We start from the raw sequence: 23,420 nt of genomic DNA, 5'->3' as shown, positions 1-23,420 counted from the left end.
TCCTTGCGGGATCAGATGGAAGGGATCCCGACCTACGAGATCCCTGTCTACGGCCAATAGCGCCCGGCCGGTAGTGGTTTATTCCCGGCCCCGGTCCCGGTCCCGGCCCGCGTCCGCGTCGGGCGCCGTCTCGGTGTCCGGGCGGATGTCGATGCGCCAGCCGGTGAGCCGCGCGGCGAGGCGGGCGTTCTGGCCCTCCTTGCCGATGGCCAGCGACAGCTGGTAGTCGGGCACGGTCACCCGCGCGGAGCGGGTGTCCCAGTCGACGACCTCGACCTCGCTCACCCGGGCGGGTGACAGCGCGTTGGCGACCATCTCCGCCGGGTCGTCCGACCAGTCGACGATGTCGATCTTCTCGCCGTGCAGCTCGGCCATGACGTTGCGCACACGGGCGCCCATCGGTCCGATGCAGGCGCCCTTCGGGTTGAGGCCGGCGCGGTGGGACCGTACGGCGATCTTGGTGCGGTGACCGGCCTCACGGGCGATCGCGCAGATCTCGACGCTGCCGTCGGCGATCTCCGGGACCTCCAGGGCGAACAGCTTCTTCACCAGGTTGGGATGGGTCCGCGACAGGGTCACGGACGGGCCGCGGACACCCTTCGCCACCCGCACGACGTACGTCTTCAGACGCAGGCCGTGCGTGTAGTCCTCGCCGGGGACCTGCTCCTGCACCGGCAGGATGGCCTCCAGCTTGCCGATGTCGACGAGGACGTTCTTCGGGTCCTTGCCCTGCTGCACGACACCGGTGATGACGTCGCCCTCACGGCCGGCGAACTCGCCGAACGTCAGGTCGTCCTCGGCATCGCGCAGACGCTGCAGGATGACCTGCTTGGCCGTCGTCGCGGCGATCCGGCCGAAGTCCGACGGGGTGTCGTCGAACTCCTTGGGCTCCTGGCCCTCCTCGAGATCCTTCGGGTCTTCCGTCGCCCATACGACCACGTGACCGTTGGTGCGGTCGAGCACGACGCGGGCACGCCGGTAGCTGCCCTCGGTGCGGTGGTACGCGATGAGGAGGGCCGACTCGATCGCCTCGACGAGCAGGTCGAAGGAGATCTCCTTCTCCCGGACCAGACCCCGCAGGGCACTCATGTCGATGTCCACGGCTACGCCTCCTCTTCCTTCTTGTCCTTGCGGCTGAACTCGATCTCGACACGCGCCTTGGCGATGTCGGTGAAAGCGATACGGCGGGTGGTCGCCTTGCGGCCCTTCACACCCGGAACTTCGAGGTCCAGGCCCTCGTCGTCGACATCGAGGATGCGGGCGACCAGTTCCCCGGCACCCTTGTCACCCTCGGCTGTCAGCTGGAACTTCACGAGGCGGCCGAGGGCTCGGACGTAGTGGCGGTGCTCGGTCAGCGGGCGGTCGGCGCCCGGGGAGCTCACTTCGAGGACGTACTCGTCCTCACCCATCACGTCGGATTCATCGAGCTCGTCGGAGATCTCGCGACTCAGCTCGGCACACGTGTCCAGCTCCACGCCCTCGTCGGAATCCACGATGATGCGCAGCATCCGGCGCTTGCCGGCCTTCGACATCTCGATCTCTTCGAGGTCCAGGCCCTTGGCGGCAACGAGCGGCTCCAGCAGTCCGCGCAGCCTGTCGCTCTGGGTGGTGCTCATCCGGGTGACTCCTCGGCCGCGTGTGCTGTTGTGATTTCCGTCGTGTGTCAGGTCAAAGGGTATCCGGTCGCGGAGGGTGTTGCCGTCCGCGCTCCCCAGGGGCCCCCGGGTACCGTGATCACAGCCTGTCCCGCCATCAGCCCAGTCATCACCCGGAGGACGTCGCCGTGCCCTGGACCCTGCCCTTGAGGCCCTCGCGAAGGAGCCTGCTCGCCGGCGCCGCCGGTGTGGCCGGCGCCGCGCTGCTCAGCGGGTGTTCCGACGGGGGCGGCTCGTCGGACCCGCACACCGGGATTCCACTCGAACGGCGGATGCGCGAAACGGCTGTGCGTGACAGTGAGCGACTGCTGGAACGTTACGACGCCACCGCCGTCGCCCATCCGGACCTGGCGCGGCGGCTCGCTCCGCTGCGGGGCGCGGTGGCCGCGCACACGGCGGCCCTGGCCTTCACGGACCCGGCCGGGGGAAAGCCCTCGCGTTCGCCGTCCGTGTCCGCGTCTGCGGCCCCTTCCGGGTCCGCTACGGCGGCCGCCGCCCCCGCGGCGAGCGGCGAGCCGGTCCCGGCGAACCCCGCCGAGGCCCTGGCCGCCTTGGCCGATGCCGAGCGCACCCTGTCGGAGGCCCGGACCATCGCCCTGGCCGGGGCCCCCGCGGAGCTGGCCCGGATGCTGGCCTCGGTGGCCGCGTGCGGTGCCGTCCACGCGTACCTGCTGACCTCGACCCCGGGAGCCAAGCCGTGAAGCCCGAACCCTCTCCCGCGAGCATGCCCCTGGTGGCGGCGCAGTCCGCTCTCGCCGCCGAGCACGCGGCCGCGTACGGCTACGGCGTGATCGGCGCCCGGACCTCCGGGGCCCGCGCGAACGAGGCCCGGGAGGCGTACGGCGGCCACCTCGCGCGGCGTGACGCGCTGGTCCGGACGGTGCGCGAGCTGGGCGGCGCGCCCCGGCCGGCGGAGGCCGCGTACGCCCTGCCGTTCGAGGTGCGCGGCTCGGCGGACGCCGAGCGGCTGGCCGCCGAGATCGAGGACAGGGTGGCCGGCGCGTACTCCGATCTGGTGCGGGCGGCCGAGGGCCGGCTGCGCCGGGAGGCTGCCGACGCGCTGAGCGCCGCGGCCGTGCGCGCGGCGCGCTGGCGTGGTGTCGGCGTAGCCTTCCCTGGGCTCACGGAACGCTCCGAAGGAGCCCGCACCAGCTGAAAGGGACCACGCGCGCATGGCTTTCGAACCGCCGCAGCGGCTTGTACGGGCGCTCGGCGAGACGCCGGAATCGGCGCAGGACGCGGACTGGCTGGGGCAGTTGCCCGAGCTCACGGAGGCGGCGCTGGCCCGGCGTGGGGTGCGGGCCCAGCGCGTGCTGTCCCCGGGCGGCCGGAGCAGCCTGGTCGTCCTCGTCCAGTACGCCGACGGGACGCCGGCCGCGCTGAAGCTGGCTCCTCCCTCGGCGCGCCCGGACCGGGAGTTGGCGGCCCTGGCGCGCTGGGCCGGTTTCGGGGCCGTACGGATCCTGGACACCCGCCATCACGAGGAGGACGGGGCCCTGCTGCTGGAGCGGCTGCACCCGGAGGTGTCGCTGCGGTCGCTGCCGGAGGCGAAGGCGCTGCTGGAGGCGTGCGGAACGCTGCGCAGGCTGTGGGTGGCGCCGGGCGAGGGGCACAACTGGGAGACGGTGGCCGAGCGCACGGAGCTCCAGGCCGGGGCCCTGCGGTCGGCCCCGGCGGAGGTGCGGGCGCTGGCGGACGCGGCGCTGGCGGCCCGGGAGGAGCTGACGGCCGTCGCGGGTGAGGAGCTGCTGCTGCACGGGAACTTCCGGCAGGGCAAGGTACTGGCGGGCGAGCGGGCGCCGTGGCTGGCGGTGGGTCCGGAGCCGCTGGTCGGTGAGCGGGCGTACGACCTGGCGCGGCTGGTCCGGGACCGGCTGGAGGACCAGGTCGCCTCCTCGGCGGGCGCGGCGGGTGCGCGGCGGCGGGTGAACAAGCTGGCGGACGCCCTGGAGGTGGACCGGGACCGGCTGCGGGGCTGGACGCTGTTCCGGGCGGTGGAGTCCGGGAACCGGGCGCTGGCCGCGGGGCGGCGCCGGGACGCGGAGCTCCTGCTGGAGTTCGCGGCCTGGCTGTAGGGGCATACCGTAGGTAGGAAGCTCTCTCCGGCAGGGGGCCGTCATGGGCGAAGAACTGCTGACAGCGGCGATCGCCGCGGGTCTGGGCGTCCTGGTCTACATGGGCGCCGCCGCGCGCGTGGTGAAGCAGTACGAACGGGGCATTGTCTTGCGCCTCGGGCGCCTGAGGGAAGCCATCCGGCCGCCCGGGTTCACCATGATCGTTCCGGGCGTCGACCGGCTGCGGAAAGTGAACATGCAGATCGTGACGATGCCGGTGCCGGCGCAGGAGGGCATCACGCGGGACAACGTCACGGTGCGGGTGGACGCGGTCGTGTACTTCAAGGTCGTGGACCCCGCGAGCGCGATCATCGCGGTGGAGGACTACCGGTTCGCGGTGTCGCAGATGGCGCAGACCTCGCTGCGGTCGATCATCGGCAAGTCCGACCTGGACGATCTGCTGTCGAACCGGGAGATGCTGAACCAGGGGCTGGAGCTGATGATCGACAGCCCGGCCGTGGGGTGGGGCGTCCAGATCGACCGGGTCGAGATCAAGGACGTCTCGCTGCCCGAGACCATGAAGCGCTCCATGGCGCGGCAGGCGGAGGCGGACCGGGAGCGGCGGGCCCGTGTGATCAACGCGGACGCGGAGCTCCAGGCGTCGAAGAAGCTGGCCGAGGCGGCCGCGGTCATGTCGGACCAGCCGGCGGCGCTTCAACTGCGTCTGCTGCAGACGGTGGTGGCGGTGGCCGCGGAGAAGAACTCCACGCTGGTGCTGCCGTTCCCGGTGGAGCTGCTGCGCTTCCTCGAACGTGCCGCCCCGCCGCCCGCCGCGGAGATCGCGGGTCCGGGCGCCCCCTCCCCGGCGGCCTCCGCCGGCGCCGGCCTGGGCGACACCGCTCGCCCCCTCAGCGCCCCGGACGCGGAAGCGCCCGCGCCGCTTCCGACCGCCGACGCCCCGGGGCCGGCGGACGCCTCAGGACCGGCCCCGGCCCCGGCCCCGGCCCCGTCGCCGACGCCGACGCCGACGCCGACGGTGGACGGTTCGCCACCGGCGGACGAGCCGTGCGGGTGACCCGGCTTACGTGAGGCGGGACAGGGCTTCGGCCAGCGGAAGCTCCTCGCGCGTACCGGTCGCGCGGTTCTGCAACTCGACCACCGATTCGGCGGAACGGCGCCCCGCCACCAGGATCCACGGGACGCCGATCAGCTCCGCGTCCGTGAGCTTCACGCCCGGGGACAGGCCCGGGCGGTCGTCCAGCAGGACCCGCAGCCCGGCCCCCGCCAGGGCCTCGGCGGCCCGTGCGGCCAGCTCCAGCTGGACCGTCTTGCCCGCCGCCACCACGTGGACGTCCGCCGGGGCCACCTCCGCCGGCCAGCACAGGCCCCGCTCGTCCGCCGTCTGCTCGGCCAGCGCGGCCACCGCCCGCGAGACGCCGATCCCGTACGAGCCCATCGTGACCCGTACCGGCTTGCCCTCCCGGCCCAGGACGTCGAGCCCGAACGCGTCGGCGTACTTGCGGCCCAGCTGGAAGATGTGGCCGATCTCGATCGCCCGGTCCAGCCGCAGGCCGGAGCCGCAGCGCGGGCAGGGGTCCCCCGGCTCCACGACGACGACGTCCAGGTACTGGTCCACCGCGAAGTCGCGCCCGCACACCACGTTCCGGGCGTGCGTGTCCGCCTTGTTGGCCCCCGTCACCCACGAAGTGCCCGGCGCCACGCGGGGGTCGGCCAGGTAGCGCACCGTGTCCAGGCCCTGCGGGCCCACGTAGCCGCGTACCAGATCGGGACGGCCGACGAAGTCCTCCGCCGTCACCAACTCCACCACGGCCGGGGCGAGATGCTCGCCCAGCTTCCCGAGGTCCACCTCCCGGTCGCCCGGCACGCCCACGGCCACGATCTCGCCGTCCACCTTCACCAGGAGGTTCTTGAGCGTCGCCGAGGCCGGGACGTCCAACAGCGCGGCCAGCGATTCGATCGTCGGGGTGTCGGGGGTGGCCAGCTCCTCCAGCGGGGGGTGTTCCGCGGGCACGGAGACCGACATGAGCGCGAACGTCACCGCCTCCGTGTTCGCCGCGTACGCGCACGCGGGGCAGTCCACGAAGGTGTCCTCCCCCGCGGGCGCGGGCGCGAGGAACTCCTCCGACGCCGATCCGCCCATCGCCCCCGAGACCGCCGACACGATCCGGTGGTCCAGGCCGAGCCGGGTGAAGATCCGCTGGTACGCCGCCCGGTGCAGCGCGTACGACTGCGCGAGGCCCTCGTCCGACACGTCGAACGAGTACGAGTCCTTCATCTGGAACTCGCGGCCCCGCAGCACACCCGACCGCGGCCGCGCCTCGTCCCGGTACTTCGTCTGGATCTGGTAGAGCATGACGGGCAGGTCCTTGTAGGACGTGCACTGGTCCTTCACCACCAGGGTGAAGATCTCCTCGTGCGTCGGGCCGAGCAGATAGTCCGCGCCCTTGCGGTCCTTGAGGCGGAACAGCAGGTCCCCGTACTCCGACCAGCGCCCGCTGACCTCGTACGGTTCCCTCGGCAACAGCGCGGGCAGCAGCACCTCCTGCGCCCCGATCGCGTCCATCTCCTCGCGGACGACGCGCGCGACGTTGTCCAGGACCCGCTTGCCGAGCGGCAGCCAGGTCCACACCCCGGCCGAGCTGCGGCGGACGTAGCCGGCGCGGACCAGCAGCTTGTGGCTGAGGGTCTCGGCGTCCGCCGGGTCCTCGCGGAGGGTCTTGGCCATGAGGCGGGACATGCGCTGCACGTGTTGCGTTGACATATCGGGAGGTTACCGGGACCTCCGGCGGCCCCGGAAACGGAATTCAGGGCCTCGGCAGCGGCAGCTCGGCGCCCATCACGGCGTACGGAAGGCTCGCGCTCGGGAAGTGGACGCGGCGGGCGAGGTCCCGGTAGCCGAGCGCCCGGTAGAGCCCGCGCGCCGGGCTCTCGGTGTCGATGGCGGACAGGATCGAGCGCGGCTCGGCGGCGCTGTCGGTGATCCGGGTGAGGAGCGTGCGGCCGACGCCGTGGCCCTGGAAGCCGGGGTGGACGTGCAGTTCGGTGATCACGAAGGAGCCGTCGAGCCAGTCCTCGTGGCCGGCGGCCCGCAGGTAGGGCTCGACGATCGTGGACCACCAGTGCGTGCGGTCGTTCGGCATCCCGTAGACGAACCCGGCGAGCGCGCCGTCCTCGGTGAACGCGCCGAGCGCGCGGGCTCCGCGCAGGGTCATGTGGCGCTGCACGATGTAGCGCCGGATGCCGACCTCCTCCTCGCTCAGCCCGAAGGCCACGGCCTGCACGCGCAGGGCCTCGTCCACGCGTGCGGCGAGGTCGAGCGGGCCGATGCGGAGTCCGGCGGGCCGGTCGGGTTCGACCTCGGGCGTAGGCAGCATGCGGCGACCTTACTTCGCGACCCCGTCGGGCGGGTACGGCGGCGGGGTTCCGTACCGGGAGAACAAGCCGCCCGGTGCGGCCGTCAGAACAGCACGCTCATGAACTCGCCCACCTCGCGGAAGCCCACCCGGCGGTACGACGCCAGCGCGGCGGTGTTGTAGTCGTTGACGTAGAGGCTGACCACCGGCGCCACATCGCGCAGCGCGTACTCCACGACGGCGGCCATGCCGGTCTCCGAGTGGCCGCGGCCGCGGAACTCGGGGGCCACCCACACGCCCTGGATCTGGCAGGCGCGTGGGGTCGTGGCGCCGATCTCGGCCTTGAAGACGACCTTGCCGTCCTCGACCCGGGCGAAGGAGCGGCCGGTGCCGACGAGTTCGGCGACCCGGGCCTGATAGAGCAGCCCGCCGTCGCCGGCCAGCGGCGAGATGCCGACCTCCTCGGTGAACATGGCCACGCAGGCGGGCATGATCAGGTCCATCTCGTCCTTGCGGATCCGGCGGACCAGCGGATCGGCCCGCACGGTGGCGGACGGCTCCTCCATGACCATCAGCGGCTGGTGCGAGCGGATGTCGCGGGCGGGGCCCCAGCTGGGCTCCAGGAGCTGCCAGAGCAGCCGGGTGGCCGGGGAGGGGCCGACGATGGAGGAGCAGCGGCGGCCGGTGCGGCGGGCCCGGTCGGCGAAGGCGCGTACGGCGTCGGGGCCGGCGCACACGGGGACGAGGTTGGCGCCCGCGTAGCAGAGGGAGCGCAGCTCGCCGTCGGCGTACCAGCCCCACATCTCGCCGCCCAGGCGCCACGGGTCGAGCCCGGCGACCTGGACCCGGGAGGTGACGAAGGCGTTCTCGACCGGCTCGCGTCCGAGGATGTCGAGCGCGGCGTCGAGATCACTGGGCTCAAGGACCCGGGTGGTGGTCTGCGTCAACACTGGGGGCCTCACCGTGCAAGTCTGCTGATCTCCGCACTGTACCCGGCGCGGCTCGCGGATGCCGTGTCCCGCAGGTCACGAAAAAGCCCCGGCCCCGCCCGCGAGCTGCGGGAACGGGGCCGGGGCGGGGGACCTGGGCCGGCATGGCCGGGCGGCCCGGAAACTCAGACGCCGATGGCCACGGTGGGCTCGCCGGACATGACGCCGTCCTTCTCCATCTGCTCGGCGATCTTCATCGCCTCTTCGATGAGGGTCTCCACGATCTTGGACTCGGGGACGGTCTTGATGACCTCGCCCTTCACGAAGATCTGGCCCTTGCCGTTGCCGGAGGCGACGCCGAGGTCGGCCTCGCGGGCCTCGCCCGGGCCGTTGACGACGCAGCCCATGACCGCGACGCGCAGCGGGACCTCCATGCCCTCCAGGCCCGCCGTGACCTCCTCGGCCAGCTTGTACACGTCCACCTGGGCGCGGCCGCAGGACGGGCAGGAGACGATCTCCAGGCGGCGCGGCTTGAGGTTCAGGGACTCCAGGATCTGGATGCCGACCTTGATCTCCTCGACCGGCGGGGCGGAGAGGGAGACGCGGATGGTGTCGCCGATGCCCTCGGAGAGCAGCGCGCCGAAGGCGACGGCGGACTTGATGGTCCCCTGGAAGGCGGGGCCGGCCTCGGTGACGCCGAGGTGCAGCGGGTAGTCGCAGGCGGCGGCGAGCTGGCGGTAGGCGTTGACCATGACGACCGGGTCGTTGTGCTTGACCGAGATCTTGATGTCGCTGAAGCCGTGCTCCTCGAAGAGGGAGGCCTCCCACAGCGCGGACTCGACCAGCGCCTCGGGGGTGGCCTTGCCGTACTTCTTCAGCAGCCGGGCGTCGAGCGAGCCCGCGTTGACGCCGATCCGGATCGGGGTGCCCGCGTCCTTGGCGGCGCGCGCGATCTCCTTGACCTTGTCGTCGAACTGCTTGATGTTGCCCGGGTTCACGCGGACGGCGGCGCAGCCGGCGTCGATCGCGGCGAAGACGTACTTGGGCTGGAAGTGGATGTCGGCGATGACCGGGATCTGCGACTTCTTCGCGATGACGGCGAGGGCGTCGGCGTCGTCCTGGGTCGGGCAGGCCACGCGGACGATGTTGCAGCCGGAGGCGGTGAGCTCGGCGATCTGCTGGAGCGTGGCGCCGACGTCGGAGGTACGGGTGGTGGTCATCGACTGCACCGAGATGGGTGCGTCGCCGCCGACGGCCACGGAACCGACCTGGATCTTGCGGCTGACCCTGCGGTCGGCAAGCTTCGTCGGCACGGCCGGCATTCCGAGAGAGATGGCAGTCATCTGCTGTGCAACCCCAAGGTGTGGATCAAGGTCCCGAGATCGGCGGGCTCCAGGCTTCGAGATTACGCCAATCCCCGCGCGCTCCTCGCATCCGAGGGGGTGGGCCACCCGAACGTAGGGAGCCGGGCACGATGCGTGCCCGGCTCCCGTATCGGTGGCGTAAGCCCTAGGTGATCTTGATCGGGTTGACCACGTCCGCCACGAGCACCAGCAGCGTGAAGCAGACGAACACGCCGGCCACCACGTACGCGGCGGGCATCAGCTTCGCCACGTCGAACGGGCCCGGGTCGGCGCGCCGGAAGATCCGCGCCACGTTGCGCCGGAGGGACTCCCACAGGGCGCCGGCGATGTGCCCGCCGTCCAGCGGCAGCAGCGGCAGCATGTTGAACAGGAACAGGGAGAGGTTGAACATGCCCAGGACGTTCAGCATGATCGACATCCGCTCCTCGCCGGGGATGTCGAGGGTCGCGATCTCGCCGTTGATCCGGGCCGCGCCGACGATGCCCATCGGGGAGTCCGGCTCGCGCTCCGCGCCGTTGAAGGCCGCGTTCCACAGCGCGGGCACCTTGCTCGGGAGGTTGACGAGCCCCTGCACGCTGTCCTCGACGATCTGGCCCACGCGGTCCACGGACTGGCCGAAGGTGAGTGCGGCGATCTCGCCCTTCGGGGTGAAGCCGATCCAGCCCGCCGTGACGTACTGGCCCTTGACGTAGCCGCCGCGGCCGTCCGTCTTGGCGACCTCGTTGGGGATCAGGGTCACCGGCAGCGTCTTCTCGCTGCCGTCCCGGACGACGGTGAGGGTGGCGGGGCCGACGGTCTCGCGGATGCTCTTCTGGAGGGTGGACCAGTCGTCCACCTTGCGGCCGTTGAAGGCGATGATCCGGTCGTCCACCCGCAGGCCCGCTGCCTTGGCGGGGGCCACCGGGTCGCCGTCCTTGCAGGCGTCCCGCTTCTCCCCCTGCTTGATGACGCAGGGGACGACGGTTCCGACCGCGGTGGAGGTCTGGGAGACGCCGAAGGTCATCCAGACCCCGAAGAAGATCGCCATCGCCAGCACGAGGTTCATGAAGGGGCCGGCGAACATCACGATCACGCGCTTCCACGGCTTGCGCGTGTAGAAGAGCCGCGTCTCGTCGCCGGGCCGCAGTTCCTCGTACGCCGCCGAGCGCGCGTCCTCGATCATGGAGCGGAACGGCGAGGTCGAGCGGGCCGTGACCTTGCCGTCCTCGCCCGGCGGGAACATCCCGATCATGCGGATGTAGCCGCCCATCGGGATGGCCTTGATCCCGTACTCGGTCTCGCCCTTCTTCCGCGACCAGACGGTGCGGCCGAAGCCCACCATGTACTGGGGCACGCGGATGCCGAAGAGCTTGGCCGTCGAGAGGTGGCCCAGCTCGTGCCAGGCGATGGAGATCAGCAGGCCGACCATGAAGACCAGCACGCCGATCACATTCAGCACCAAGGTCATGCGCCCGCCTCCACAGCGGCCCGGGCCGCCATCTCCTGTGCCCGGGCCCTGGCCCAGGTCTCCGCTTCGAGGACGTCCGCGACAGTGAGGGAAGTTCCCGCGTCCGGCGTCCCGTGCTCATCGACCACGGCAGAGACCGTATCCATGATTGCTGTGAACGGCAGCCGACCGGCGAGGAACGCCTCCACGCACTCCTCGTTCGCCGCATTGAACACGGCGGGGACTGTACCGCCCAGGGTGCCCACGTGCCGGGCCAGGCCGACCGAGGGGAAGGCTTCGGTGTCCAGCGGGAAGAACTCCCAGGTCGACGCCTTGGTCCAGTCGAACGCGGGGGCCGCGTCCGGGATCCGCTCGGGCCAGCCGAGGCCGATCGCGATGGGGCCCCGCATGTCCGGCGGGGTGGCCTGGGCGAGCGTCGAGCCGTCCGTGAACTCCACCATCGAGTGCACGTAGGACTGCGGGTGGACGACGACCTCGATCTGCTCGAAGGGGATGTCGTAGAGCAGGTGCGCCTCGATGACCTCCAGGCCCTTGTTGACCAGGGTCGCCGAGTTGACGGTGATCACCGGGCCCATGGCCCAGGTCGGGTGCGCGAGCGCGTCCTTGACGGTGACGCCGGCCAGCTCGGCGCGGGTGCGGCCGCGGAAGGGCCCGCCGGAGGCGGTGACCACGAGCTTGCGCACGTCGGCCCGGGTGCCGGCGGCGAGCGCCTGGAAGAGGGCCGCGTGCTCCGAGTCGACCGGGATGATCTGGCCGGGCTTCGCGAGGGCCTTGACCAGCGGGCCTCCGACGATCAGCGACTCCTTGTTGGCCAGGGCCAGGGTCCGGCCGGCCCGCAGCGCGGCGAGGGTGGGCGCGAGGCCGATGGAACCGGTGATGCCGTTGAGGACGGTGTGGCACTCGGAGGCGGCGAGCTCCGTCGCCGCCTCGGGACCGGCCAGGATCTCGGGCAGCGGCTCGGAGGCGCCGTACTGGGCGTTCAGAGCCTCCTTCAGGGCCGGTACGACGTCCTCGCGGGCGACGGCCACCGTCTTCACGCGCAGCAGTCGGGCCTGCTCGGCCAGCAGCCCGACGCGCCCGCCGGCGGCGGACAGCGCGGTGACCCGGAACCGGTCCGGGTTGCGCAGGGCGAGGTCGATGGCCTGGGTCCCGATGGACCCGGTGGATCCGAGGATGACGATGTCCCGCCGGCCGGCCGCGGGGTCGAAGCGGAGGTGCGGATCGGCGAGGGGGGCTGGGCGGTCGCTCATGCCCCCCATTGTTGCCGGAAGTCAGGACGGGCTGGACACGGAGTCCCCATGAACGATGGCGGCGAGGAGTTCGGGGACGGTCCCCGCGAAGTCGGGGAGCGCGCGGGCGGTGCGCCACCAGGCGTCCGGGTCCGTGCCGAGAGCGGCGTCGAACAGCCGGTCCGCCTCGGCGCGGGCGGAGAGCACGGCCACGGGCCGGTCGTGCCGGTCGGGGTGGTCGATGTCGCCGAGCCAGTGGTCCTCGTCCAGCGCCCAGGCGGCGGGGGCCTTGTGCCGCAGGACGTCGGCGCCGGTGAGCAGGCCGCCGTCGAGGCAGGCCCGTACCCACCGGATGTCCTCGCGGAGGTCCCCCATGGCGTTGGGCACGGCCAGGCTCGCCAGGGCCAGTTCGCGGTGCACGCCGCCGCCGGTCCACGGGGAGCCGGGGGTGAGGGCCTCGACGGCCCGCGCGAGGCCCGGTACCGGGGCCGGGGCGGGGTCGGGGACCCGCGGCACGTTCCCGAGGGCCACCCGGGCGGCCAGCTCCGGCAGGGTCCCGGGGAACCCGGGGGCGTGCCGGAGGAGTTCGGCCCACAGCCGGGGGTCGTCGCCGAGCTCGGGGCGCAGCAGCCGGGTCAGGGCGGAGCGCATGCCGGCCCATTCGGCGAGGTTCCAGCCGAACGTCCCGGTGGCGTGCGCCTGTCCGAGCAGCAGGGTCCGGTGCGCCGGTGCGACGGCCGCCGCGAGTTCCTCGAACGTGAGGGTCCCGGTCCGCACCGCCCGGACCGCGGGGCGGTGCCAGTGGGGCCCGTACGAGTGCTGCGCGCGCGTGTCGAGCAGGGCGAGGCAGACCGATCGGTCCAGCCCGGCCACGAGCAGCAGGGCCTCGACCGAACCGGGCGGCAGCGGGGCGCGGGCGTGCTCGCGCAGCAGGATCTCCGGGTCCAGCTCGTGCGGGAGGGTGAGCACGTCGAGCGGGATCCGCGGCTGGCGGCTGCCGTGCCGGCGCAGCAGCGAGACGAGCTCCGCGGTGGTCATCGGCGGCCCGGCTCCCCTGGTCGGCGGCGTGCGGCCCAGCTCGGCGCGCAGGGTGCCCAGCAGCTCCGGCGAGGGGCCGGGGCGGGCGGCGTAGCGCGCGGGGCCGGGCAGGCCGGGCAGCGGGCGTCCGAGCACGTGAGGATTGCGCGCGATGTTGCGGCGGTCCTCGTCGGTGCCGTGGCGCAGCAGGAGGGTCACGACGGGCGCCGGCAGGTAGGTGTCGCGGCAGAGGTAGCGGCGGGCGGGAGCCGCCAGGCGTCCGATCACGTCGAGGACGACGGCGTCCGGTGCGTGGCGCAGCAGCTGTGCCACGCACCAGGCCATCCGTCGGTGCTGTCGGTCTTCCTCGGCCGCGGTGGTCATGTCCGTGCCCCGTTCACCTCGCGCATCGCCCCTTCGTCATTCTCGGACGCCTGTCCGGGGCGCGGCGATGATCGCAGGTCAGCGTAGTGGGCGGTGCACGTTTTTCTGCGTCGAGGGGCCAGGGGCGGCGTCCGCGATCCAGGGTCCGTCGCCCGAGGGGTCGAGGATGCCCTCCTCCAGCCAGGTGTAGGTCCCGCCGAGGACGCCCGCGACGACCTTGCCGTCCAGGTCGTCCGTGTTGGACCAGAGCCGGCCGAAGAGCTCCTCGACGCGGATCCGGGACTGCCGGCAGAAGGCGTCGGCCAGCTGGTACGCCTCGCGGCCGTGGTCCCCGGAGGCGCGCAGGTGCTCGGCGCGGACGCAGGCCGCGCTCATCGCGAAGAGCTCGGCGCCGATGTCGACGATCCGGCCGAGGAAGCCCTGCTTGGTCTCCATGCGGCCCTGCCAGCGGGACATCGCGTAGAAGGTGGACCGGGCGAGTTTGCGGGCGCTGCGCTCGACGTAGCGCAGGTGGGTGGCGAGGTCGGGGTGGCCGCCGGGGTGGAAGGCGCGGTACGTCCCGGGCACCTGGCCGGGGCCGGTGGCCAGTTTGGGCAGCCAGCGGGCGTAGAACCCGGCGGCGCGGGCGCCCGCCTTGGCCTTGTCGCCGAGGTCCTTGTCGGGGTCGATGAGGTCTCCGGCCACGGACAGGTGGGCGTCGACGGCCTCGCGGGCGATCAGCAGGTGCATGATCTCGGTCGAGCCCTCGAAGATCCGGTTGATGCGCAGGTCGCGGAGCATCTGTTCGGCGGGGACCGCGCGCTCGCCGCGGGCGGCGAGCGACTCGGCGGTCTCGAAGCCGCGTCCGCCGCGGATCTGGACCAGCTCGTCGGCCATCAGGCAGGCCATCTCGGATCCGTAGAGCTTGGCGAGGGCGGCCTCGATGCGGATGTCGTTGCGGTCCTCGTCGGCCATCTGGGAGGCGAGGTCCACGACCGCTTCGAGGGCGAAGGTGGTGGCGGCGATGAAGGAGATCTTGGCGCCGACGGCCTCGTGCCGGGCGACCGGGCGGCCCCACTGCTCGCGTACGGCGGACCACTCGCGGGCGATCTTCAGGCACCATTTCCCGGCGCCGACGCACATGGCGGGCAGCGACAGCCGGCCGGTGTTGAGGGTGGTCAGGGCGATCTTGAGCCCGGAGCCCTCGGCGCCGATGCGCTGGTTGGCGGGGACCCGTACCCGGTGGAAGCGGGTGACGCCGTTCTCCAGTCCGCGCAGGCCCATGAAGGCGTTGCGGTGTTCGACCGTGATGCCGGGGGAGTCGGCCTCGACGACGAAGGCGGTGATCCCGCCGCGGTGGTTCTCACTCTTGGGCACCCGGGCCATCACGACCAGCAGGTCGGCGACGACCCCGTTGGTGGTCCAGAGCTTCACGCCGTCGAGGAGGTACGCGTCCTCGCCGTCGGGGACGGCCGTGGTGGCCAGCCGAGCCGGGTCGGAGCCGACGTCGGGCTCGGTGAGGAGGAAGGCGCTGATGGCGGTGGTCGCGCAGCGCGGCAGGTAGGCGTCCTTCTGCTCCTGCGTGCCGAACATCTTCAGCGGCTGGGGGACGCCGATCGACTGGTGGGCGGAGAGCAGGGCGCCGATGGCGGGGCTGACCGAGCCGACGAGGGCGAGCGCCTTGTTGTAGTAGACCTGGGTGAGGCCGAGGCCCCCGTACTTGGGGTCGATCTTCATGCCGAGGGCGCCGAGCTCTTTCAGCCCGCGCACGGTCTCGTCGGGGATCTTCGCCTCGCGCTCGATGCGGGCGCCGTCGATCGAGGTCTCGCAGAACTCCCGGAGCCGGGCCAGGAAGGCCTCGCCGCGCCGGACGTCCTCGTCGGCGGGCATCGGGTGAGGGTGGATCAGGTCGAGCCGGAAGTGCCCGAGGAAGAGTTCCTTGGCGAAGCTGGGCTTGCGCCAGTCCTGTTCCCGGGCCGCTTCCGCGACCTGCCGTGCCTCGCGCTCGGTCACCTTGGGCTGTGTTGCGGACATGAGGGGACTCACCTCGCCGCCGAGTCGGTCGTACCGGACTACTACTGGTCGGTGCTACCTGTCAGTCGTACCCGCTTCACGGCGCGCGGAAAAGCGGGGTGGGCCGGGCGGGCGAAAAGGCCGGGTCGGGGGGCGGGAAAAAGGCCGGGTCGGGGGCGGGAAACAGGGGGACGGCCGAAGCGCCCTCGGCTTTCGATCCGAAGGCGGTTGGCTCGCTGGTCCCGGCGCTCAGGAATCGTGTGCTGAATCTGGCGTCGTCGACTTCGGACGGGTACCGGGTCAGTGCGGGATGCTGTCGATGACCTCGCGGGCGCCCTGCCGGAGCAGGGCGACGGCGACGGACGTGCCGAGGGTGGCAGGGTCGAGGCGGCCGGCCCACTCGTGGGCGTTCAGCACCACCTTGCCGTCGGGGGTGAACACCGAGGCCCGCAGGGAGAGGTCCCCGCCACGCTCCGCCCGGGCGTATCCAGCGATCGGGCTGTTGCAGTGCCCTTGGAGGACGTGAAGGAGCATGCGCTCGGCGAGGGTCTCGCGGTGGCTGTCCGGGTGGCCGAGGGCGCTGACGGTGTCGATGAGCTCGGTGTCATCCTCCCGGCACTGGAGCGCGAGGGTGCCGGCGCCGATGGGCGGCATGAGGGTGTCGGCGGAGATGATCTCGCTGATGGCGTCCGCGCGGCCGATGCGGTGGAGGCCTGCGACGGCCAGGAGAAGCGCGTCGGCGTCGCCCGCTTCCAGTTTGGCGAGGCGGCTGTTCGCGTTGCCGCGGATCGGGACGCACGTGAGGTGCGGGTACGCGGCGGCGAGCTGGGCGATCCGGCGTACGGAGGAGGTGCCGATGCGGGTACCGGGCGGTAGCTGATCGAGAGTGAGCCCCTCGGGGTGGACCAAGGCGTCGCGAATGTCGTCGCGCTCCAGGAAGGCGGCGAAGGTGGTCCCGGCCGGCAGCGGGCGGTCGGCCGGAACGTCCTTGACGCAGTGCACGGCGAGGTCGGCCTCACCAGCGAGGATCGCCGCGTCGACCTCCTTGGTAAAGGCGCCCTTCCCCTCGACCGCGCTGAGGTCTCCCATCCACTTGTCGCCGGTGGTCTTCACCGGCAGGACGGTGGTCTCGATCCCGGGGTGGAGCGCGGCGAGCTCGGCGCGGACGCGCTCTACCTGGGCGAGGGCCATCGGCGAATCGCGGGAGACGATGCGGATCAGATCAGCGGGCATGGGCGCACGATACGCCCTCAGAGGCGGGCCGCGACCACCAGCCCCGAAGCCCACCGCATGGGCGTGGCGCGGAAGTTGGCGACTTCGGGAAGCCGTTCGAGGAAGCCGTCCACCCGCGGCTGGTGGTCGTCCGACCATGTGACCCGCGGGAGCATGTCGTCCACGACGTAGAGGGCTCCGGGGCTGAGGAGCGCGAGGAGATCGTCCAGACGGAGATATTTCCCGGGGCGGCAGTCGACGTACGCGAAGTCGTACGGTCCGGCTGCCACGGTGAGCCAGGCGTCGGCGTCGGCGGTGACGAACTCGACCCGCGGGTCCGCCCCGAGGTGGTGGCGCGCGCGGTGGCCGGAACGGGGGTCGGTCACCATGAGGGCCTTGAAGGGTCCGTAGAGGCCCGTGTGGATCGCCAGGTTCGGGTTCACGCCGACGTCGCGGTGGCCGGCTTCGTCAAGGGCTGCACGGACGACGCGGATCAAGCCGTCGAGCATGGCAGTCGTTGAGACGACGTCAGCCCCGGCGTCCGCATGCTGGACCGCCATGGCGGCCATGAGGGCGTAGGCGGCGTCCAGGTCGATCGTGCATGGTGCGCGCCATCGAGCCAGGCGTGCTTCGCCGCGAGCGCGCTGATCTCTCCCCACCGCATCCCGGTCCCGTAGGCCGTGCGCACGAGCATCCGATCACTGGCTCGGGGCCGTGGGAACCAGCCAAGATCACGCCGTTATCGCAGGTCAGGGCCGGGAAAAGGGGGACGGCCGGAGCGCCCGCACAGTACGCTCCGGCCGTCGGCTCTGGGCCGTACGAGGATCAGATGTCGAGGCCGGTCAGGACCAGGACGCGCTCGTACGTGTAGTCGTCCATCGCGTAGCGGACGCCCTCGCGGCCCACGCCGGACTGCTTGGCGCCGCCGTACGGCATCTGGTCGGCGCGGTAGGACGGCGCGTCGCCGATGATCACACCGCCGACCTCCAGCTCGCGGTGGGCGCGGAACGCGGTCTGGACGTTCCGGGTGAAGACGCCGGCCTGGAGGCCGAACTTCGAGTCGTTGACGGCGGCGAAGGCCTCGTCGGTGTTCTCGACCTTCGTCAGCGTCAGGACCGGTCCGAAGACCTCCTCGGTGGCGAGCTTGACGCCGTCGGGGACCTCCGCGACGACGGTGGGCTCGTACGAGGCACCCTCGCGCTTGCCGCCGGTGAGCAGCTTGGCTCCGGCGGACACGGCCTCGTCCACCCAGGACTCGACACGCTGGGCGGCGGCCTCGGAGACGAGGGGGCCGACGTCGGTGGCGGAGTCGGACGGGTCACCGGTGACCTGGGCCTGGACCTTCGCGACGACCTTCTCGACGAGGCGGTCGTAGACGGAGGCGTCGGCGATCACGCGCTGCACGGAGATGCAGGACTGGCCGGCCTGGTAGTTCGAGAAGGTCGCGATACGGGTCGCGGCCCAGTCGAGGTCGGCCTCGGAGGACCAGTCGTCCAGGACCACGGCCGCGGCGTTGCCGCCGAGCTCCAGGGTGCAGTGCTTGTGGGGCACCGACTGCTGGATGGCGTAGCCGACGGTGTCGGAGCCGGTGAAGGAGATGACGGGCAGGCGCTCGTCCTTGACCAGGGCGGGCATCTTCTCGTTCGCGACCGGCAGGACCGACCAGGAACCGGCCGGGAGGTCGGTCTCGGCGAGCAGCTCGCCCAGGATCAGGCCGGCGAGCGGCGTGGCCGGGGCGGGCTTGAGGATGATCGGCGCGCCGACGGCGATGGCCGGGGCCACCTTGTGGGCGCACAGGTTCAGCGGGAAGTTGAACGGCGCGATGCCGAGGACGGGACCCTTGACGAAACGGCGCACCAGCGCGAGGCGGCCGACGCCGCCGGCGTCGGTGTCGAGGCGCTGGGCCTCTCCGCCGTTGAAGCGGCGGGCCTCTTCGGCGGCGAAGCGGAACACGGACACCGCACGGCCGACCTCACCGCGGGCCCACTTGATCGGCTTGCCGTTCTCGGCGGAGATCAGCTGGGCGATCTCCTCGGTGCGCTCGGTGAGCCGCTTGGACACGTGGTCCAGGGCTGCGGCCCGCACGTGGGCGGGGGTCGCGGAGAACTCCGCCGTCACGGCGTATGCCGCGGCCACGGCCTCTTCGACCTGGGCGTCGGTGGGCACGCTGACGGTGCCGACCAGCCGGCCGTCCCACGGGGAGTGGACGTCGAAGCTGTCCTCGCCGGTGGCCTGGCGGCCGGCGAGCCAGAAGGCGTGGGTGGAAGTCATGCGAATCCCGGCCCTTCGGAGTGTGTGCGGTGGGTGTGTCTCCACCACGGTAGGACTCCGGCGCGGATTCGTTGTTTGTCCGGCATGGAGTACGCGGAGTTTCGGCCGCGCCGCTTTGTCACTGTCCCGGCGCGGCGGCCCGTGCGGGCCCGGCGACTTCCGGTCTCCCTACGAGGGGGCCGAGGTCACCTTCAGGGCGAGCCAGAGCTCCATCCGCACGTCCGGGTCGTCCAGGGAGCGCCCCAGGATCTCCTCCACCCGCCGCATCCGGTAGCGCAGCGTGTGCCGGTGCACGCCGAGGTCGGCCGCGGCCGCGTCCCACTGCCCGTGGCGCGAGAGCCACGCCTGGAGGGAGGCGACCAGGTCGCCCCGCCCGGTCGCGTCGTGCTCGCGCAGCGAGCGCAGCGTGCCGTCCGCGAAGGCCCGTACCGCGTCGTCCGCCAGCAGCGGGAGCACCGAGCCGGACGCGAGGTCCTCGTGCTCGACGAGCGGCCGCCCCCGCCGCCGGGCCACGGCGAGCGCCTGGTCGGCCTGTTTGAAGGCCGCCGCCACGCTCGTCGGCCCCGCCGCCGCGGACAGGCCGACCACCAGCTCGTCGGGCTCCGGCCCGGTGGCCTCGCGCCCGCGCCGCGACTCCAGCGCCTCCGCGTGGTCCGCGCACGCCTGGACGGCGGATCCGCCGTCGGCGGCCAGTACGACGAGCCGCCCCGGCTCCGGCACCACCAGCAGCGCCTCGCCCGTACGGGCCGCCGCCGACTCCACCGCGTCGGCCAGCAGCGCGAGTCCCTCCGGCTGCGCGGTGCCCGGCAGCGCCGGCTCGGCCACGATGATCCGGAACGGCATCTCCAGCAGGGTCCCGTACAGGTCCCCGGCGACGGCCCGGGCGTGCTCCGCCTCCCCGGCCAGCAGCATCCGCAGTACGGCCGCCCCCAGCCGGGACTCGGCGTCGTGGAGGGAGCGCGACCGCTCGGTGCTCAGGGTCAGCAGCGCCACCGCGGAGTGCACCGCGTACCGCTCGGCGGTGCCCAGCGGGGCGCCCGTACCCACCGCCAGGGCCCCGCGCGCCCGGCGGCCGGTGCCCAGCGACTGCAGCTCGACCCGGTCCTCGGAGCCTCCGACCACCGCGCTCGCGGGCGCGGGCCGCTCCCGCAGCCGCTCCACGTCGGGCGTCAGCCGGGCGGCCCGGCGCGCCGCCCAGTCCGGGGCCGCCGCCACGACGGCGCCCGAGGTGTCGTACAGCGCGGCCCAGCCGTGGACGTGCGCGGCCAGTTTCGCCAGCAGTTCGGCGGGCCCGTCGGCGGACAGCGCGGCGCGCGTCAGCTCCCGCTGGGCCTCGAACCCCGCGGTGACCGCGCGGTACTGGTCCGCCGCGAGCGCCGCGGAGACGGCCTTGCTGATGGCGAGGAACGGGGTCCGCCGCGGCACCTCCAGCAGCGGCAGGTCCTCCGCCCGGGCGGCCTCGACCAGCGCCTCGGGGATCGCCTCGTAGTTGACGCCCACGGCGAAGCCGATCCCGACGACCCCGGCTGCGGCGAGACGGCGTACGTAGCGCCGCATCTCCTCGGGGTCCTCCGCGTCCAGCTTCATCGCGGTGATGAGCAGCAGCTCGCCGCCCTCCATGTACGGGACGGGGTCGGCGAGCTCGCTGACGTGGGCCCAGCGCACGGGGGTGTCGAGGCGGCTCTCCCCGGCGCGGACGCTGAGTTTGAGCGCCGAGTGCTGGACGAGGGAGGCGAGGGTGAGCGGCATCGGGTACCAGGGGCCCTAACAGGAGGAACGGGGAGGCGGAGGCGAAGCCAAGGGAAGCCGATCCGCCCACGGAGATTTTAGCCACGTCGTATGAACGGCTCCCCTCGATTCTGCCACCTCGGCAGGGTGGCCTCACCGTGGCCTCACCTTGATCCGGCCGTGGCCGGATCAGCGCGACAGGTCCACGAGCAGCGGGGCCGCCCGTTCGCCCCGGACCGTGGTCAGCGAGAGCACCGCGTGCCCCGGCGGCACCGCGTTCGCGAGGTCCGAGGCGGACCACCGCTCCCGCTCCACCTGCCGTACGGTCACCGCGTCCGTGGTCACGGCCTTGCCGGTGACCAGCTTGCGGAAGGCGTGGACGGCCCGGGTGAGCGGCTGGTCGGCGAAGACGGTCCGGCTGGTGACGTCCCGGGTCTCCACCCACTCGGTGCCCCAGGCCTCGGCGAACCGCCGGCCGTCCCAGGTGGTCACCCCGGAGAAGACCATCCGGCAGCCGACCGCCCCGAGCAGCGGTGTGCGCAGCGCTTCCGGTACGTCGTCCAGCGTGCGCAGCGTCAGCAGCACGCCGGCGTTCACCGAGCGCAGCCGCTGCACCCCGCGCACGGTCTCGGCGGTGAGGGTGTGGGAGGCGTCGTCGAAGGCCAGGAAGGCGAAGAGCGAGCGGTCCGCGCGGGCCGAGGCGGAGGCCGTGAACTGGGCCAGCAGCAGCCGGGCGAGCATCCGGGAGGCGTCGGCGTGCCCGCGCTCGGGCAGGTCGATCCGGACCCGCAGGGGGTGTTCCAGGGAGCGCAGCGAGAAGAGGCGCGACGGTGCGGTGGTGTCGAAGAAGCCGGCGAAGGCGGGCCGGTCCAGCAGCGCCACCCGGTCGGCCAGCACCGCCCCCGGGTCGCCGGGAGCCCCGTACTGGCGTTCGCGGGCGTCGAGTTCGCGCAGCATCGCCGGCTGCCCGGCGCCCTCCAGGGCGGTCCGCAGCCCGCCGAGGGCCGCCGGCACCCGCTCCAGCAGCTCCCGCAGCTCGGGCACGGCGGGGAAGCGCCCGCACGCCGCCCGGAACGGCCCGAGGAGCTGGGCCAGGGCGGTGGCGGCGCGGCGTACGTCGATACCGGGGACGTCCCCGACGAAGGCGTCGGCGAGCAGGGTGGCGGCCTCGTCGGGGTCGGTGGTGCCGCCGTAGAGGTCGAGGTCGTAGACGGAGGCGGGGTCGCCGACGCGGACGACGACGTCGTACGCGGCGTCCGCCCCGAGCTGCGCCCCGGCCGCCCCGACGGCGACGACGGCGGCCTGCCCGGCCAGCGCCTGCAGCGCGAGCGACTCGACGACGGGCCGGACGAGCCGGGCGGTCTTCCCGGCGCCCGAGGGGCCGACCGCGAGCAGCGAGGTCCCGAGCGAGTGGGGGTCGAGTGCGAGGCGTGTCCCGCGCCGCGGGTACGGGTTGCGCTCACTGTCGTCCACCGTGCCCAGCAGTACCTGCCGAGCGAGCAGGTCGTGCCGCGCCGACCGCACCGGCAGGTCCCTCGCCCCGGAAGGGTGCACGCAAGCTCCGGCGCCCTTGTCCCGCACGGCGTCAACGAAGGCCCGCATCCGCGAAGGATCCGCCTGCACGGTCTCCCACGCCCGCAGGATCCGGGCGTAGTCCACGTCGTTCATCTGCCCGGCGCGCACCTCGGTCCCCAGCCTCTCGGCCGCCTCAGCCATGCCGGCGGCCCGCACCTGCGGCCAGTCGGCGGGGTCGTCGGGCGCACCGGGCTCGATACGGGGTGGAGCCTGGGCCATCCGGTCTCCGGTCCCGGAGACAGCGGCGGACCGGTGCAGGCCGAGCCAGAGGAAGGCCAGGATGACGACCGCGTAAACGACGGTGTTGGAGTTGTCCACAAGGGACAGGGCACGCTCCCTCCCGGCGCCCTCCACCGGCATCAGGGAGTTGGCGAGGCGCCGCAGCGGCACCGCGTCGCGCGATACGAGCGCAAGGGCGGTCAAGGCCCCGATCGCTGCCACCGCCGCTTGGAGCACCCGGCCCCGGGCGATGACCAGGCGCCGCCAGGCGGCTCGCCAGTTGCCCAGCCTGCCGAATCCGTAGAGCAGACCGGCGACGACCAGCATTTCGTACGCCCACGTGGCGGTGTCACCAGCCGTGCCCAGCATCGGATCCCGGCCCAGGGGCGGCCACCAGTCGTTCGGGGTGACCAACCGGGGAGGGACCTGCCAGTACGGAATGTAGTTGTTGCTCAGGAGCGACCAGACGAGCACGCACGCGAGCAGTGAGATGACGGCGCCGCTGAGCAGGGCGCGCTCAGGGGCGTCCACCGGCGCTTCGGCGGCGCGCGGGACATGTCCGGGGCGCCATACGCCGGGCTCCGCCGCGGGCCGCGGCAGGCGCAGCCAGGTGGTGAGGTTCGGGTTCTGGCCAGGGGCGTGGCGGGGTTTCGGGGGGAGTCCGGGGGGGTCGGCCGGTCTCGGTACGCGGCCCTCGCGGGTCGCCGCTCCGTCGTACGTGCCGTCGGTATCCATGAAACCCCTGCCCCCTACCCGTGCCATGCCCTGCGGCGCTCAATGTAGTTGCCCGGCGCAGCCCACGGGCGCGTACCGGGGCACTGTCCACACGACACACGTCCGACCACTCCTATGGCCGCCACGGACAAGGACACGCGGGCACCACTCCCGAACGGAGCATGCAGTACTCCCTCCCCCGGGCCTAGCCTGCGGACAAAGACACAAGTGCGTCCGAAAACACCCCAGGAGCCCT

Annotated in this window: 19 protein-coding genes; 4 read left to right on the top strand and 15 right to left on the bottom strand. The window is 72.7% G+C overall.

The window, feature by feature from the left end:
- Positions 1-78: 78 nt before the first annotated feature.
- Positions 79-1,101 carry a transcription termination factor NusA gene (nusA, locus tag MTF65_RS21980; RefSeq protein WP_243630605.1) on the bottom strand — a complete coding sequence of 341 codons (1,023 nt, stop codon included), beginning with the start codon at positions 1,099-1,101 and terminating at the stop codon, positions 79-81.
- A gap of 2 nt (positions 1,102-1,103) precedes the next feature.
- The gene (gene rimP / locus MTF65_RS21975) at positions 1,104-1,616 is read right to left on the bottom strand and encodes a ribosome maturation factor RimP (RefSeq protein WP_243630604.1); all 513 of its coding nucleotides are present in this window, start codon (positions 1,614-1,616) and stop codon (positions 1,104-1,106) included.
- Positions 1,617-1,783: 167 nt separating this feature from the next.
- Between rimP and MTF65_RS21970 the strand changes: the two genes are divergently transcribed.
- Genes MTF65_RS21970 through MTF65_RS21955 form a run of 4 tightly spaced genes read left to right on the top strand, consistent with a single transcriptional unit; the run spans position 1,784 to position 4,784 of the window.
- The gene (locus MTF65_RS21970) at positions 1,784-2,356 is read left to right on the top strand and encodes a hypothetical protein (RefSeq protein ID WP_243630603.1); all 573 of its coding nucleotides are present in this window, start codon (positions 1,784-1,786) and stop codon (positions 2,354-2,356) included.
- A gap of 23 nt (positions 2,357-2,379) precedes the next feature.
- Positions 2,380-2,811, top strand: a complete 432-nt coding sequence (locus MTF65_RS21965; RefSeq protein WP_243630642.1) for a ferritin-like domain-containing protein — start codon at positions 2,380-2,382, stop codon at positions 2,809-2,811.
- A gap of 16 nt (positions 2,812-2,827) precedes the next feature.
- Positions 2,828-3,730, top strand: coding sequence for an aminoglycoside phosphotransferase family protein (locus MTF65_RS21960; RefSeq protein ID WP_243630602.1), 903 nt, complete (start codon positions 2,828-2,830; stop codon positions 3,728-3,730).
- Positions 3,731-3,773: 43 nt separating this feature from the next.
- Entirely contained in the window at positions 3,774-4,784 is a 1,011-nt protein-coding gene (locus tag MTF65_RS21955; protein WP_243630601.1) for a slipin family protein, read from the top strand.
- 6 nt (positions 4,785-4,790) lie between these two features.
- Here the strand turns inward: MTF65_RS21955 and MTF65_RS21950 are convergent, their stop codons facing one another.
- From MTF65_RS21950 to MTF65_RS21890, 13 genes are all read right to left on the bottom strand, one after another.
- Positions 4,791-6,491, bottom strand: a complete 1,701-nt coding sequence (locus MTF65_RS21950) for a proline--tRNA ligase (RefSeq protein ID WP_243630600.1) — start codon at positions 6,489-6,491, stop codon at positions 4,791-4,793.
- Positions 6,492-6,534: 43 nt separating this feature from the next.
- Positions 6,535-7,104, bottom strand: a complete 570-nt coding sequence (locus MTF65_RS21945) for a GNAT family N-acetyltransferase (protein WP_243630599.1) — start codon at positions 7,102-7,104, stop codon at positions 6,535-6,537.
- Positions 7,105-7,187: 83 nt separating this feature from the next.
- On the bottom strand, positions 7,188-8,033 hold the full coding sequence (locus MTF65_RS21940; protein WP_243630598.1) for a GNAT family N-acetyltransferase: 846 nt from the start codon (positions 8,031-8,033) through the stop codon (positions 7,188-7,190).
- A 164-nt stretch (positions 8,034-8,197) separates the two neighbouring features.
- Positions 8,198-9,355 (bottom strand): flavodoxin-dependent (E)-4-hydroxy-3-methylbut-2-enyl-diphosphate synthase, encoded by a 1,158-nt coding sequence (gene ispG, locus MTF65_RS21935; protein ID WP_243630597.1) that lies wholly within the window; start codon positions 9,353-9,355, stop codon positions 8,198-8,200.
- 166 nt (positions 9,356-9,521) lie between these two features.
- The gene (locus MTF65_RS21930; protein ID WP_243630596.1) at positions 9,522-10,823 is read right to left on the bottom strand and encodes an RIP metalloprotease; all 1,302 of its coding nucleotides are present in this window, start codon (positions 10,821-10,823) and stop codon (positions 9,522-9,524) included.
- Positions 10,820-12,082: a 1-deoxy-D-xylulose-5-phosphate reductoisomerase gene (dxr, locus tag MTF65_RS21925; RefSeq protein ID WP_243630595.1), complete on the bottom strand. Its 1,263-nt coding sequence runs from the start codon at positions 12,080-12,082 to the stop codon at positions 10,820-10,822. Before dxr ends, MTF65_RS21930 begins: the two co-directional genes overlap by 4 nt.
- A gap of 12 nt (positions 12,083-12,094) precedes the next feature.
- Positions 12,095-13,453 carry a hypothetical protein gene (locus tag MTF65_RS21920; protein ID WP_243630594.1) on the bottom strand — a complete coding sequence of 453 codons (1,359 nt, stop codon included), beginning with the start codon at positions 13,451-13,453 and terminating at the stop codon, positions 12,095-12,097.
- Between the two features lie 78 nt (positions 13,454-13,531).
- Entirely contained in the window at positions 13,532-15,466 is a 1,935-nt protein-coding gene (locus MTF65_RS21915; RefSeq protein WP_243630593.1) for an acyl-CoA dehydrogenase family protein, read from the bottom strand.
- 279 nt (positions 15,467-15,745) lie between these two features.
- Positions 15,746-16,678 carry a hydroxymethylbilane synthase gene (hemC, locus tag MTF65_RS21910; RefSeq protein WP_243630592.1) on the bottom strand — a complete coding sequence of 311 codons (933 nt, stop codon included), beginning with the start codon at positions 16,676-16,678 and terminating at the stop codon, positions 15,746-15,748.
- Between the two features lie 17 nt (positions 16,679-16,695).
- Positions 16,696-17,316 carry a hypothetical protein gene (locus MTF65_RS21905; RefSeq protein WP_308407200.1) on the bottom strand — a complete coding sequence of 207 codons (621 nt, stop codon included), beginning with the start codon at positions 17,314-17,316 and terminating at the stop codon, positions 16,696-16,698.
- A gap of 166 nt (positions 17,317-17,482) precedes the next feature.
- Positions 17,483-18,928: an aldehyde dehydrogenase family protein gene (locus MTF65_RS21900; protein WP_243630590.1), complete on the bottom strand. Its 1,446-nt coding sequence runs from the start codon at positions 18,926-18,928 to the stop codon at positions 17,483-17,485.
- A gap of 168 nt (positions 18,929-19,096) precedes the next feature.
- On the bottom strand, positions 19,097-20,677 hold the full coding sequence (locus tag MTF65_RS21895; protein WP_243630589.1) for a PucR family transcriptional regulator: 1,581 nt from the start codon (positions 20,675-20,677) through the stop codon (positions 19,097-19,099).
- Between the two features lie 168 nt (positions 20,678-20,845).
- Positions 20,846-23,185 carry an ATP/GTP-binding protein gene (locus tag MTF65_RS21890; protein ID WP_243630588.1) on the bottom strand — a complete coding sequence of 780 codons (2,340 nt, stop codon included), beginning with the start codon at positions 23,183-23,185 and terminating at the stop codon, positions 20,846-20,848.
- Between the last annotated feature and the right edge of the window lie 235 nt (positions 23,186-23,420).

The sequence above is a fragment of the Streptomyces sp. APSN-46.1 genome, assembly GCF_022815725.1.
Taxonomy (GTDB): Bacteria; Actinomycetota; Actinomycetes; order Streptomycetales; family Streptomycetaceae; genus Streptomyces.
Note: the sequence above shows the minus strand (reverse complement) of the source record. Positions and strands in the feature narration are given on the sequence as shown.